Origin of the sequence: Kitasatospora sp. NPDC090308 (genome assembly GCF_044769485.1) — a bacterium.
Taxonomy (GTDB): domain Bacteria; phylum Actinomycetota; class Actinomycetes; order Streptomycetales; family Streptomycetaceae; genus Kitasatospora; species Kitasatospora fiedleri.
On record NZ_JBIVXY010000026.1, the window covers coordinates 24,839 to 37,458 of the forward strand.

Here is a 12,620-nt window from a genome sequence, read left to right on the forward strand (position 1 = left end):
CGGCGTCAGAGCCTCGGCAGCTCGATCGCCGGGCAGCGGTCCATCACCATGTCCAGCCCGGCCGCGCGGGTGCGGGCGAAGGCGTCCTCGTCGACGACGCCGAGCTGGAACCAGACGGCCTTCGCGCCCGCCGCCACCGCCTGGTCGGCGACCGGACCGGCCAGCGCGGAGTTCACGAACACGTCCACCACGTCCACCGGGAAGGGGACCTCGGCGAGCGAGGCGTAGCCCGGCTCGCCGAGCACCGTCTCGGCCTTCGGGTGCACCGGCACGATCCGCTTCCCGGCCCGCTGGAGCACCCGGGCCACGCCGTACGCGGCGCGCGCGGTGTTGTTCGACAGGCCGACCACGGCCCAGGTGTCGCCGGAGGAGGTGAGGATCTTCCGGACGGTGGCGTCGTCTCCGTAGCTCATGCCGCTGAGAACGGACGGCCGGGCCCGGGCATTCCGGGCCCGGCCGTCCGGGTGCGCCCGGGGGCTACTCCACGGGCGGGCGGCCCATCGCCCGGTACGTCCAGCCGGCGGCCCGCCAGGCCTCGCCGTCCAGCACGTTGCGGCCGTCCACCAGGTGGCGCTCGGCGACCACCGCGCCGACCTCCGCCGGGTCCAGCTCGCGGAACTCCTGCCACTCCGTCAGGTGCAGCACCACGTGCGCGCCCTCGGCGGCCTCCAGCGGGGTGGCCGCGTAGGACAGGCCGGGGAACATCTTGCGGGCGTTGTCCATCGCCTTCGGGTCGTAGACCGTGACCTGGGCGCCCTGGAGCTGGATCTGCCCGGCCACGTTCAGCGCGGGCGAGTCCCGGATGTCGTCCGAGTTCGGCTTGAACGCCGCGCCCAGCACCGCGACCCGGCGGCCCAGGAAGCCGCCGCCGCACTGCTCGCGGGCCAGCTCCACCATCCGGGAGCGGCGCCGCATGTTGATCGAGTCGACCTCGCGCAGGAAGGTCAGCGCCTGGTCCGCGCCCAGCTCCCCGGCCCGCGCCATGAACGCCCGGATGTCCTTGGGCAGGCAGCCGCCGCCGAAGCCCAGGCCCGCGTTCAGGAACTTCCGGCCGATCCGGTCGTCGTACGAGAGCGCCTTGGAGAGCTGCACCACGTCGGCGCCGGCGCTCTCGCAGACCTCCGCCATCGCGTTGATGAACGAGATCTTGGTGGCCAGGAAGGAGTTCGCGGCGGCCTTCACCAGCTCGGCGGTCGGGAAGTCGGTCACCACGAACGGCACCCCGTCCGAGATCGGCCCCGCGTACACCTCGCGCAGCACCCGCTCGGCGTGCTCGCTGCGCACGCCGACCACCAGCCGGTCCGGGTGCAGGGTGTCGCCGACCGCGAAGCCCTCGCGCAGGAACTCCGGGTTCCAGGCCAGCTCGGCCCCCGCCCCGACCGGGGCCAGCTCGGCCAGCCGGTCCGCCAGCCGGTTCGCCGAGCCCACCGGCACGGTCGACTTGCCGACCACCAGCACCGGCCGCTCCAGCAGCGGGGCCAGCGACTCCAGCGCGGAGTCCACGTAGCTCATGTCGGCCGCGAACTCGCCCTTGCGCTGCGGGGTGTTCACGCAGAGGAAGTGCACGTCGCCGAAGGCCGCGACCTCCTCCCAGGAGTCGGTGAACCGCAGCCGGCCGCTGGAGCCCTCGTGGCCCGCCACGTGCTTCAGCAGCAGCTCGGACAGCCCCGGCTCGTACATCGGCACCCGGCCCGCGGCCAGCGCCGTGAGCTTGTCCCGGTCCACGTCCAGCCCCAGGACCTCGAACCCGAGCTCCGCCATGCACGCGGCATGCGTCGCGCCCAGGTAGCCGGTGCCGATCACCGTGATGCGGGGAGCCACGCGCGTTCCCTTCGATCCGGGCCGTACCAGGGGTGAGCGACGGCCGCAGCCACTGATGGTAGCCGCACCGCCGGGCGCCGCGGATGCCCCGGTTTCGCGGTTTTCGCTCGAAGGTCTGTACGGAAGGTTCACAATGCCGCCATGACTTCCAAGGGGCGGGGCGGCGGGCCGGACGAGGACCCCGGTCCGCTGAGCATCTTCGGCCGCGACGAGCACGGGGGCGGCGGCGACGACGGTGACGGGAACCACGACGGCGGGGAGTCCGGCGCCGCGGCGGACGGACCGCGCCGTCGGCGGCGGGGGCGGCGGCTGCTGGTGTGGACGCTGGCGGTGCTGCTGGTGCTGGCGGGCGGGGCGTTCGGCGGGCTGCTGTGGGCGGCCGACCACTACGCCTCCTCGGTGCGGCGCATCCCGGACGCCTTCCCGACCGTACCGGCCGCCGAGCAGCCCCCGGCCGTCCCGCACACCGGCCAGACCTTCCTGCTGGTCGGCCTGGACGCCCGCTCCGACCAGCCGACCACCGGCAGGGACGCCAAGGCCCCGGCCTGGCAGGCGGGGGCCCAGCGCAGCGACACCATGATGCTGATGCACATCTCGGCGGACCGGAAGTCCGTCTCGCTGGTCTCCATCCCGCGCGACACCTGGGTGCCCGTCCCCGGCCACGGCAAGGCGAAGATCAACGCCGCCTACTCCTGGGGCGGCCCGGCGCTGACGGTCCAGACCGTCCAGGACCTCACCAAGATCAAGATCGACCACCTCGCGGTGATCGACTGGAACGGCTTCCGGGCCCTCACCGACGCGGTCGGCGGCGTCGACATCACCGTCCCGCGCACCATCGAGGCCAAGGGCGACGCCCGCGAGTGGCTGGCCGGCACCCACCACATGGACGGCGCCGAGGCGCTGCTCTACGTCCGCGAGCGCCACGGCCTGCCCAACGGAGACCTCGACCGCACCAAGCGCCAGCAGAACTTCCTGCGCGCCCTGATGCTCCGGACCATGGACTCCGGCACCCTCTCCAGCCCGGCCAAGCTCACCGGCCTGCTCGGCACCATCGGCGACGTCGCCAGCGTCGACGACCGCCTCAGCAACACCGACCTCTACGACCTGGCCTGGAGCCTGCGCGACGTCCGCCCCGACGGCGTCCACTTCATGAACGCCCCCTTCGGCGGCTTCGACACCATCGACGGCCAGGCGGTGGTCCTGATGGACGACGGCGCCGCGGGCGTGCTGTGGAACGCCATGCGCACCGACCGGATGGACGACTACCTCGCCCAGCACCGCACCAGCGCCGACACCCTCGGCGAGGACGTCAGCTGACCCGCCCGCCCCTGTTGCCCCGGTCACCTGCCGCCCGGGCGGCGGCGACCCTAGGATGAGCACTACTTAACGGTAATTAACGCGAGGGGCGAGCAACATGGCGGGCAACTCCGGGGCGGACTTCGACCTCTACCGGCTCGGCGAGGAGCACGAGATGCTCCGGGAGTCGGTGCGTGCGCTGGCGGAGGCGAAGATCGCTCCGTTCGCGGCGGCGGTGGACGAGGAGGGGCGTTTCCCGCAGGAGGCGTTGGACGCGTTGCGGGCGGCGGACCTGCACGCGGTGCACGTGCCGGAGGAGTACGGGGGTGCGGGGGCGGACGCGCTGGCGACGGTGCTGGTGATCGAGGAGGTGGCGCGGGTGTGCGCGTCGTCGTCGTTGATCCCGGCGGTGAACAAGCTGGGCTCGCTGCCGGTGCAGTTGTCGGGTTCGGAGGAGTTGAAGGCGAAGTACCTGGGGGCGCTGGCCCGTGGGGAGGGCATGTTCTCGTACTGCCTGTCGGAGCCGGAGGCGGGTTCGGACGCGGCGGGGATGCGGACGCGGGCGGTGCGGGACGGGGACTTCTGGGTGCTCAACGGCGTCAAGCGCTGGATCACCAACGCGGGCGTCTCCGAGTTCTACACGGTGATGGCCGTGACCGACCCCGAGAAGCGCTCCAAGGGCATCTCGGCGTTCGTGGTGGAGAAGGGCGACGCGGGGGTGTCGTTCGGTGCGCCCGAGAGGAAGCTGGGCATCAAGGGCTCGCCGACCCGCGAGGTGTACTTCGACGACGTGCGCGTCCCGGCGGAGCGGATGATCGGCGCGGAGGGCACGGGCTTCGCCACCGCGATGCGCACGCTGGACCACACCCGGGTGACCATCGCGGCGCAGGCGCTGGGCATCGCGCAGGGCGCGCTGGACTACGCCAAGGGCTACGTGAAGGAGCGGCGGCAGTTCGGCAAGCCGATCGGCGACTTCCAGGGCGTGCAGTTCATGCTGGCGGACATGGCGATGAAGCTGGAGGCGGCCCGGCAGCTCACGTACGCGGCGGCGGCGAAGTCGCAGCGCTCGGACGGGGACCTGACGTTCTTCGGGGCGGCGGCCAAGTGTTACGCGTCGGACGCGGCGATGGAGATCACGGTGGACGCGGTGCAGTTGCTGGGGGGTTACGGGTACACCCGGGACTACCCGGTGGAGCGGATGATGCGGGACGCGAAGATCACCCAGATCTACGAGGGCACCAACCAGGTCCAGCGCATCGTGATGGCCCGCAACCTCCCCTAGCGGCAGGGTTCCACCCGGCGCGGACCCGCGGCCTCAGGACCGCGGGTCCGCGCCGGCCTGCTCGTGCACCCGCTGCCGCTCGCCGACCTTCCGGGCGGGGGCGCCGGCCCAGATCTCCCCGGGCCCGGTCGATCGGGTGAGGACGGCGTTGGCGCCGACGACGGTGTCGGCCCCGACGGTCAGGGTGCCGCTCTTGCAGACGATCTTCGCGCCGGCGCAGACCACCACGCCGTCCTCCAGCACCACCCGCCGCATCGCGGAGAGCTCCTGCGGGACCCACGGGTCGGCCCGGCCGATGGTGACGCCGTTGTAGAGCGTGACGTTCGCGCCCAGGGTGGTGTACGGGTGCAGGACGGTGCCGAAGCCGCGGTGGAAGACCACCAGGCCGGGGCCGATCTCGGCGGCGGCCGGGACCTCCACCCCGTAGAGGGCCAGGGCCTCCTGGACCAGGCGGCCGACCAGCCGGCTGCGGCGGCGGTAGATGAGGGAGGTCACCAGCGACATGGCGGACATTGTCCCGCCGACCGCCCCGGTGCGCCGCCAACGACGCGCCCCGCGACGGCAGTTCGGATTCGCCGTGCGAATTCCGGACGCCGCCCCGGGGCGCTCCCGCTCAGCGGGCGGTCACTTGGTGTCGGGGACGGGGGTGTCGTTCCTCATCGCGTCGAAGACCGCCTTGGACTTCGCCGCGTCCCACTTCACCGCGGACTCGCCGGTGGGGGTGTGGTAGTCGGCGTTGCCGATCGGGACGGTGATGGTCCTGCCCTCGCCGCCGGTGACGCCCTTCATGGCGAGGAACATCGAGCCGAGGTCGCTCAGCCCGGCGTCGTCGTCCACGATCACGGTGTCCAGCCCGGCCGAGACCAGCGGGTAGAAGGTGAACGGGTTGAGCAGGGTGGTCGGCGAGGCGGCCTGCTTGGCGAGGGCGCCGAGGAACTTCTGCTGGTTGCGCATCCGGCCGAGGTCCTGGTCGGCCATCTGGTGGCGCTGCCGGACGAAGGCCAGGGCCTGCTTGCCGTTCAGGGTCTGGGTGCCGGCCTGGAGGTCGAGGCCGGAGTCCTTGTCCTTGACCGGCTGGTCGATGGTCATCTCCACGCCGCCGACGGCGTCCACCAGGCCGACGAACCCGGCGAAGCCGATCTCCGCGTAGTGGTCGATCCGCAGGTCCATGCTGGTCTCGACGGTCTGCACCAGCAGCCGCCCGCCGCCCGCCGCGAAGGCCGCGTTGATCTTGCGGGTGGCGGCCGGGACGGTCTTGCCGCTGCCGGAGGTGTCCTGGTGGGCCGGGATCTGCACCCAGGAGTCGCGCGGGATCGACATCAGGGTGTTCCCGTTGTCCCCGATGTGCAGGATCATCATCGAGTCGCTGCGCTTGCCCTCGGCGGAGCCGGTGTGCAGGTCCTGCTCGTCGGCGTCGGTCAGGCCGGCCCGGCTGTCCGAGCCGACGATCAGCCAGTTGGTGCCCTTGCCGGCCGCCGGCCGGCCCGGGTAGTCGGCCAGCACGTTCTCGTGGTGCAGCTTGCCGTCCGCCCAGAAGTAGGTGCCGATCATGGTGACCAGCAGGGCGAGGACCAGGCCCAGCACCGAGTAGCCGACGACCTTCTTGCGCGAGCGGCGCGGCCGGGCCCCGGGCGCGGGCGCGGCCCCGCCGGGCCGGTTCCCGCCGGGCCGGTTCGTGCCGGGGCCGGGCGGCTGCTGCCCGGGCGGCTGCTGCCCGTACGGGGGCTGGTCACCGCCGTGCGGGGGCTGCCCGCCGTAGGGCTGCTGCCCGCCGTGCGGCTGCCGCCCCTCGGCGGGGTACCGGCCCGGGCCCGGCGGGCGGCCGGTGCTCGGACGGTCCTGCTGGGCGGGGCGGGAGAGCGGGACGCCCGCGCCGCGCGGATTCAGCTCCGGCGGCAGCGGCGGCTCGGCCGCCGGTCCGCTCCGGCCCCGCGCCGCGTCGCCCTGCCCGTGTGCGCCGCCCCCCGGGCGCTCCTGCCACGTGTTCATGGGGGAAGGATGCCCGAACCGGGGGCCGCGCAGTGGTCGAGGAGCCCCCGCGGGCCCCGTTGTGGCCGTTTTGATGCAGGGCGCGGACCGTTCCGGGCAGTGTTCACCAGGCGGGCACGGCCTTGACCCGCCGAAACCGGGCGTGTTTGCATGACGGCATGGAGCAGCTTCAGGTCCTCACCCGTCGGCGGCACGTCGACCACGGCCGGGTGTCCTGCTCGCTGTGTCGCGGCTGACGCTCCCGCCGCGCGCACTCACCCCAGGCGACCCGCGCCCCCGCCGCCCCTCTTCCCCCCCTTCTCCGGCCGCGCCCTGCCCGCGGCCGTACGCCCCGAGGTGACTCCATGGCCGTGATCCTGTCCGTCTCCGGTTCCCCGTCTGCGACCTCCCGCACCACCCGGCTGCTGCGCCACGTCGACCGCCGGCTCACCTCGCACGGCCACCGGGTGCGCGCCCTGGACGTCCGCTCGCTGCCCGCCGCCGCGCTGCTCGCCGCGGACACCTCGGACCCGGCGATAGCCCGGGCCGTCGAGCTGTTCGAGCAGGCCGACGGCGTGGTGGTCGGCACCCCGGTCTACAAGGCCGCCTACTCGGGCCTGCTGAAGGCCCTGCTCGACCTGCTGCCGCAGTACGCGCTGCGCGGCAAGACGGTGCTGCCGCTGGCCACCGGCGGCTCCACCGCGCACGTGCTGGCGGTGGACTACGCGCTGCGGCCGGTGCTGAACTCGATGGGCGCCGGGCACATCACCCAGGGCTGGTTCGTGCTGGACCGGCACATCGGGGTGCGCGAGGACGGCGGCACCGAGCTGGAGCGCGAGACCGAGACGCTGCTGACCCCGGTGGTGGACGCCTTCTCCGCCGCGCTCGCCCCCCGGGTGGAGTTCGCCGCCGCCGGCTGACTCCCCGTCAACCCACGTCCCCCGCCCGGGGCCCGGACCCTCAGACCGCACCGCGGCGACCCTTAGGGGAGAGGGCCCGGGCCCCGGACGCTTTCCCGGGACGCGGCTCAGCCCGGTGGAGGACGACCGGCCCCGCCCCCGGCTCCTAGCGTGGACCCACCCCCCAGCCCCACCTCCGGAGGTAGGGCTGGCCCCACCCCGAAGACGGATGCCTGCTGGATTCCGCGACCGGTGCGGCGACCGGAAGGCTGGGGGACGACGGGTGGACCCCAGAACGAGGAGCATTCAGTGACCACGGCAGCGAACGCCGCTCATCTCTCACACCTGCCGGAGCAGGCCGCCACGGCCGCCCAGGCCCGGCAGGTCACCAAGGCGTACGGCGCGGGGGAGACCCGGGTGACGGCACTGGACGCGGTCGACGTGGACATCCAGCGCGCTCGCTTCACCGCGATCATGGGCCCCTCGGGGTCCGGCAAGTCCACGCTGATGCACTGCCTGGCCGGGCTGGACACCGTCTCCGAGGGGCGGATCTGGATCGGCGACACCGAGATCACCGGGCTGAAGGACAAGCAGCTGACCAAGCTCCGCCGGGACAAGATCGGCTTCGTCTTCCAGGCGTTCAACCTGCTCCCCACGCTGAACGCGGTGGAGAACATCACGCTGCCGATGGACATCGCGGGCCGCAAGCCCGACCGGGCCTGGCTGGAGCAGGTGATCGACACCGTCGGCCTGTCCGGCCGGCTCAAGCACCGCCCCGGCCAGCTCTCCGGCGGCCAGCAGCAGCGCGTCGCGGTGGCCCGCGCGCTGGCCGCCCGCCCCGAGATCATCTTCGGCGACGAGCCCACGGGCAACCTGGACTCCCGCTCCGGCGCCGAGGTGCTCGGCTTCCTGCGCCGCTCGGTCGACGAACTCGGCCAGACCATCGTGATGGTGACGCACGACCCGGTCGCCGCCGGCCACGCGGACCGGGTGCTGTTCCTCGCCGACGGCCGGATCGTCGACGAGATGCACAACCCCACCGCCGACACCGTCCTGACCCGCATGCGCCGTTTCGACGGCAAGCGGACGAGCTGAGCCGGGGCCGGACGACATGCTGCTCAAGACCTCGCTGCGGAGCTTCTTCGCCCACAAGTGGCGCCTGGTGCTCTCCCTGCTCGCCGTGGTGCTCTCGGTCGCCTTCGTGGCCGGCACCCTGGTCTTCTACCACACCGCCACCGGCACCTTCGACCGGCTGTTCGCCTCCACCGCCTCCGACCTCTCGGTCTCCCGGGCGGAGGACAGGATGGCCGAGCGCGGCGGCCCCGCCGCGATCCCCACCGTCCCGGTCGAGACCCGGGCGAAGATCGCCGCCGAGCCCGGCGTCAAGGCCGCCCTCGGCCAGGTCATGACCTCCACCGCCACCCTGGTCGACCCGGCCACCCACAAGGTCGTCGGCCCGACCACCGGCGCCCCCACCCTCACCGGCAACTGGACGGACACCCCGCGCAACTCGGTCGACGTCACCTCGGGCCACGTCCCGCAGGGCCCCGACCAGATCGTGCTGGACGCCGACACCGCCCGGAAGTCCGGCCTCGGCCTCGGCTCCCGGCTGCGGATCGTCTCCGACCGCGGCGACCACGACTTCACCATCTCCGGCATCGCCACCTTCCGCACCACCAACCCCGGCGCCGCCCTCGCCTTCCTGGACACGCCCACCGCCCAGCAGGTCCTGCTCGGCACCGAGGCGTACACCTCCGTCGAGGTGTTCGGCGACGGCAGCCGCAGCGACGACCAGCTGAAGACCGCCGCACTGGCCGACCTCGGCAGCGGCTTCCAGGCCAGGACCGCCGCCGAGCAGCGGGCGGAGAACGCGGCGGACGTCGGCTCCTTCCTCGACTTCATGAAGTACGCGATGCTCGGCTTCGCCGTCCTGGCGGCCGGCGTCGGCGGCTTCCTGATCGTCAACACCTTCTCCATGCTGGTCACCCAGCGGACCCGGGAGATCGGCCTGCTGCGCGCCATCGGCGGCAGCCGCTCCCAGGTCAACCGCTCGGTGCTGACCGAGGGCCTGATCCTCGGCGTGCTCGGCTCCACCCTCGGCATCGGCGCCGGCCTCGGCCTGGCGCTCGGCCTGATCCAGCTGATGAAGGCCGCCGGGATGAACCTGGACGCCGGCGCGCTGGAGGTCACCTGGACGGTGCCCGCCGTGTCCTACGCGGTCGGCGTGCTGGTGACGCTGTTCGCGGCGTTCGTCCCGGCCCGCCGCGCCTCCCGGATCACCCCGATGGCCGCGCTGCTCGACCACGCCGCCCCGGCCGAGCCCCGGGCCGCCCGGGTCCGGATCGCCGTCGGCGCCCTGGTCACGCTGCTCGGCGCCGCCGCCCTGGTGGCCGCCGCCTCCGCCGCCGGCGCCACCGGCGGGCTGCTGATCGGCCTGGGCGTGCTCGCCACCCTGATCGGCGCCGTGGTGCTCGGCCCGCTGCTGGTCTCCGGCCTGCTCCGGCTGCTCGGCGGCGCGCTGCCCGCCCTGTTCGGCCCGGCCGGCCGCCTCGCCCAGCGGAACGTGATGCGCAACCCGCGGCGCACCGGCTCCACCGCCGCCGCCCTGATGATCGGCCTGGCCGTGGTGATCGGCGCCTCCGTGGTCACCTCCTCCATGGTCAGCTCGGCCACCGCCCAGATCGACAGGTCCGTCGGCGCCGACTACATCGTGGACGGCGGCCGCTCCGGCCTCACCCCGGCCATGGTCGACGCGGTCGGCCACACCGCGGGCATCGACCACGTCACCCGGCAGAAGGCCGTCCCGGCGGACCTCACCACCCCCGACGGCACCCGCACCGAGACGGTCCTGATCGCCGCCGACCCGAGCTTCACCCGGGACTTCCGGATGCCGCTCGCCTCCGGCAGCGCCGAGGGCGTCTTCACCGGCGGCCTCTCGGTCGACCAGAAGTTCGCCGACGCGCACCACCTGAGTGCGGGCGACACGATCACCGTCGACTACGGCGAGGGCCGCACCCGAGCCCTCCCGGTCGCCGCCGTCCTGAAGACCGGCAACCAGCTCTTCGACGGGAACTTCTTCACCGGCATCCCCACCGTCTCCGCCGCGCTGGACGGCCGACTGCCCGCGGACTCCGCGGTGTTCGCCGGGGCCGCGGCCGGGGCCGACAAGGGCGCGGTGCTCGCCGGCCTGCAGAAGTCGCTGGAGTCCTACCCGCAGCTGACGGTCAAGGACCAGGCCGGCTACAAGGACATGATCAGGTCCCAGGTCGACCAACTGCTGTACATGGTCTACGGCCTGCTCGGCCTGACGATCGTGGTCGCCGTGCTCGGCGTGGTCAACACCCTGGCCCTGTCGGTGATCGAGCGCACCCGGGAGATCGGCCTGCTGCGCGCCATCGGCCTCTCCCGCCGCCAACTGCGCCGGGTGGTCCGGCTCGAATCCGTGGTCATCGCCCTGTTCGGCGCCGTCCTCGGCACCGCGCTCGGCCTCTCCTGGGGCGTCACCGCCCGCTCCGTCCTGGCCGACCAGGGCCTGACCACCCTGACGGTCCCGGTCGGCACCGTGGCCTTCGTCCTGGTCGGCTCGGTGGTCATCGGCCTGGTCGCCGCCCTCGTCCCGGCCTTCCGCGCCGCCCGGATGAACGTGCTGGCCGCCATCGCCTCGGACTGACCCCCGGCCCGCCGCCGCCGCCGCCCGCCCCCGGCTCCCCGGGGGCGGGCGGCGGCGCGCTCCGGCCGGTCGGCCGGCTCAGGACGGGCAGCTGATCGCGCTGCCGTTCGCCGCCCCGGCCACCGCCGCGGCCGTCGGCGTCGCTGCCGCCGTGGGGCCGGGCTGCTCGGCGACCGGGACGGCCGAGGCGGCCGGGGCGGAGGCGGCAGCGGAGGCCCCGGTGGCGGCCGGGTCCGCCGGGGCGCGGTACGCGCTGCCCGCGACCACCTGGAAGGTCGGCCCCAGGTTCGGGACGGGGACGAGTTCGGCGTCGGGCAGCGCGGCGGCCAGGGTCTTCACCGACTCGTCCCAGCGCGGGTCGTAGCGGATCACCGTCCGGGTGGCGGCCGACCCGCCGCCGGGGGCGTTGGACGGCGTGCCGGTGGTGGCGAAGCCCGCCCTGCGCAGCTCGGCGTCCACCCGGGAGCCCAGGCCCTGGACGCCCGTCCCGTTGAGCACCTGCACCCGGACCTGCTCCGGCGGAATCGTTCCGGCAACCGGCGGGGCACCCGCCGCCGTCACCGGCGGCGGGACGGCGGCGGGCGCGGCGGCCGGGGCGGCGGAGGCGGCGGCCCCGGTCAGCGGCCGCCCGGCCCGGACCGCCTCGAACAGCGCCGCCGCGCCCTTCTCGTCCCACAGCACGGTGGAGCCCCAGCCCGGCACCTGGTGGTCCACCTCGGACAGCGGCACCGTGGCGAAGTCCGCGTTCGAGGCCGACAGGTCCTTCAACCGGCCCGCGAAGTCCAGCAGTTCGGCGTTGCCCAAGCCCTTGTCGACCTTCACCGAGCGCAGCACGGTGTCCAGCACCCCGGAGAGCTTCGCCGGGTCGAGCAGGGCGCCCCCGGCGGCCCGGTGCAGCAACTGCGCCAGGAACTCCTGCTGGCGGCGCATCCGCCCCAGGTCGGCGGAGCCGTCCACGTGCCGGGCCCGGACGTAGCGCAGCGCCCCCGCGCCGTCCAGCCGGGTGGTGCCGGCCGGCAGGTCCAGCCCCGAGTAGTCGTCCCGCAGCGGCTTGGCGGTGCACACCTCGACGCCGCCCAGGGCGTCCACGGTGGAGACGAAGGCGAGGAAGTTCACCTCGACGTAGTGGTCGATCCGCAGCCCGGTGTTCTGCTCGACGGTGCGCACCGCCAGCGGCGCCCCGCCCATCCCGTACGCCGCGTTGATCTTGCCCTTGGAGGCGGCCACCTGCCGGCCGGTGGCGGGGTCCTGGTGCGCCGGGATGTCCACGTAGGAGTCGCGCGGGACGGAGACCACGGTGGCCCGGCCGCCGTCCGCGGACAGCTGCACCACCATCATGGTGTCGGTGCAGTGGCAGGACTCGCCGCCCGCGTGCAGCACGTCCTTGAGGGTGGCCTCCGGGATGCCCGCGCGCTCGTCGGTGCCCACCACCAGGAAGGTCGCGGCGCCGTCGTCCGAGGGCCGGCCCGGGCCGCCGCCGATCGCGTCCACCCGGTCCAGCGAGGAGCCGACGCCGTTCAGCACCGCCCACCCGCCGCACGAGGTGGCCAGCACCGCGAAGGAGAGGGCGCCCGCCGCCCAGCGCCCCCGTCTCCGGCGCCCGGACCGCCGCTCCCCGGTCGGTGCGGGCAGGCGGACGGGCGGGCGCTGGTGGGGCATCTTCCGCATGCTAGGCGGGTCGGAC

10 protein-coding genes are annotated in these 12,620 nt (G+C 74.0%); 5 read left to right on the forward strand and 5 right to left on the reverse strand.

Annotated features, from left to right (window positions below; genetic code table 11):
* Nucleotides 1-5: 5 nt before the first annotated feature.
* Together ACIQVD_RS32975 and ACIQVD_RS32980 are read right to left on the reverse strand one after the other, a co-directional pair.
* Nucleotides 6-413 (reverse strand): CoA-binding protein, encoded by a 408-nt coding sequence (locus ACIQVD_RS32975; protein ID WP_400693560.1) that lies wholly within the window; start codon nt 411-413, stop codon nt 6-8.
* Nucleotides 414-477: 64 nt separating this feature from the next.
* Complete coding sequence (locus ACIQVD_RS32980; RefSeq protein ID WP_400693557.1) at nt 478-1,821, reverse strand: UDP-glucose dehydrogenase family protein; 1,344 nt, start codon at nt 1,819-1,821, stop codon at nt 478-480.
* A gap of 141 nt (nt 1,822-1,962) precedes the next feature.
* Between ACIQVD_RS32980 and ACIQVD_RS32985 the strand changes: the two genes are divergently transcribed.
* Nucleotides 1,963-3,138 carry an LCP family protein gene (locus ACIQVD_RS32985; protein ID WP_402292592.1) on the forward strand — a complete coding sequence of 392 codons (1,176 nt, stop codon included), beginning with the start codon at nt 1,963-1,965 and terminating at the stop codon, nt 3,136-3,138.
* A gap of 97 nt (nt 3,139-3,235) precedes the next feature.
* Nucleotides 3,236-4,399, forward strand: coding sequence for an acyl-CoA dehydrogenase family protein (locus tag ACIQVD_RS32990; RefSeq protein WP_400693552.1), 1,164 nt, complete (start codon nt 3,236-3,238; stop codon nt 4,397-4,399).
* Between the two features lie 33 nt (nt 4,400-4,432).
* On the opposite strand, the gene ACIQVD_RS32995 is transcribed toward ACIQVD_RS32990, so the two are convergent.
* Nucleotides 4,433-4,903 carry a serine O-acetyltransferase gene (locus tag ACIQVD_RS32995; protein ID WP_111557088.1) on the reverse strand — a complete coding sequence of 157 codons (471 nt, stop codon included), beginning with the start codon at nt 4,901-4,903 and terminating at the stop codon, nt 4,433-4,435.
* A gap of 120 nt (nt 4,904-5,023) precedes the next feature.
* Nucleotides 5,024-6,388 carry an LCP family protein gene (locus ACIQVD_RS33000; protein WP_402292593.1) on the reverse strand — a complete coding sequence of 455 codons (1,365 nt, stop codon included), beginning with the start codon at nt 6,386-6,388 and terminating at the stop codon, nt 5,024-5,026.
* A 344-nt stretch (nt 6,389-6,732) separates the two neighbouring features.
* On the opposite strand from ACIQVD_RS33000, the gene ssuE reads away from it, so the two are divergent.
* The 3 genes from ssuE to ACIQVD_RS33015 all read left to right on the forward strand — a co-directional run bounded on the left by ssuE (nt 6,733) and on the right by ACIQVD_RS33015 (nt 10,936).
* Nucleotides 6,733-7,287 carry an NADPH-dependent FMN reductase gene (ssuE, locus tag ACIQVD_RS33005; protein ID WP_100837995.1) on the forward strand — a complete coding sequence of 185 codons (555 nt, stop codon included), beginning with the start codon at nt 6,733-6,735 and terminating at the stop codon, nt 7,285-7,287.
* A gap of 288 nt (nt 7,288-7,575) precedes the next feature.
* Nucleotides 7,576-8,361, forward strand: coding sequence for an ABC transporter ATP-binding protein (locus ACIQVD_RS33010; RefSeq protein ID WP_400693545.1), 786 nt, complete (start codon nt 7,576-7,578; stop codon nt 8,359-8,361).
* Nucleotides 8,362-8,377: 16 nt separating this feature from the next.
* Entirely contained in the window at nt 8,378-10,936 is a 2,559-nt protein-coding gene (locus ACIQVD_RS33015; protein WP_400693542.1) for an ABC transporter permease, read from the forward strand.
* A gap of 78 nt (nt 10,937-11,014) precedes the next feature.
* Here ACIQVD_RS33015 and ACIQVD_RS33020 read toward each other — a convergent pair whose 3' ends face one another.
* Nucleotides 11,015-12,595 carry an LCP family protein gene (locus tag ACIQVD_RS33020; protein ID WP_402292594.1) on the reverse strand — a complete coding sequence of 527 codons (1,581 nt, stop codon included), beginning with the start codon at nt 12,593-12,595 and terminating at the stop codon, nt 11,015-11,017.
* Nucleotides 12,596-12,620: the final 25 nt, after the last annotated feature.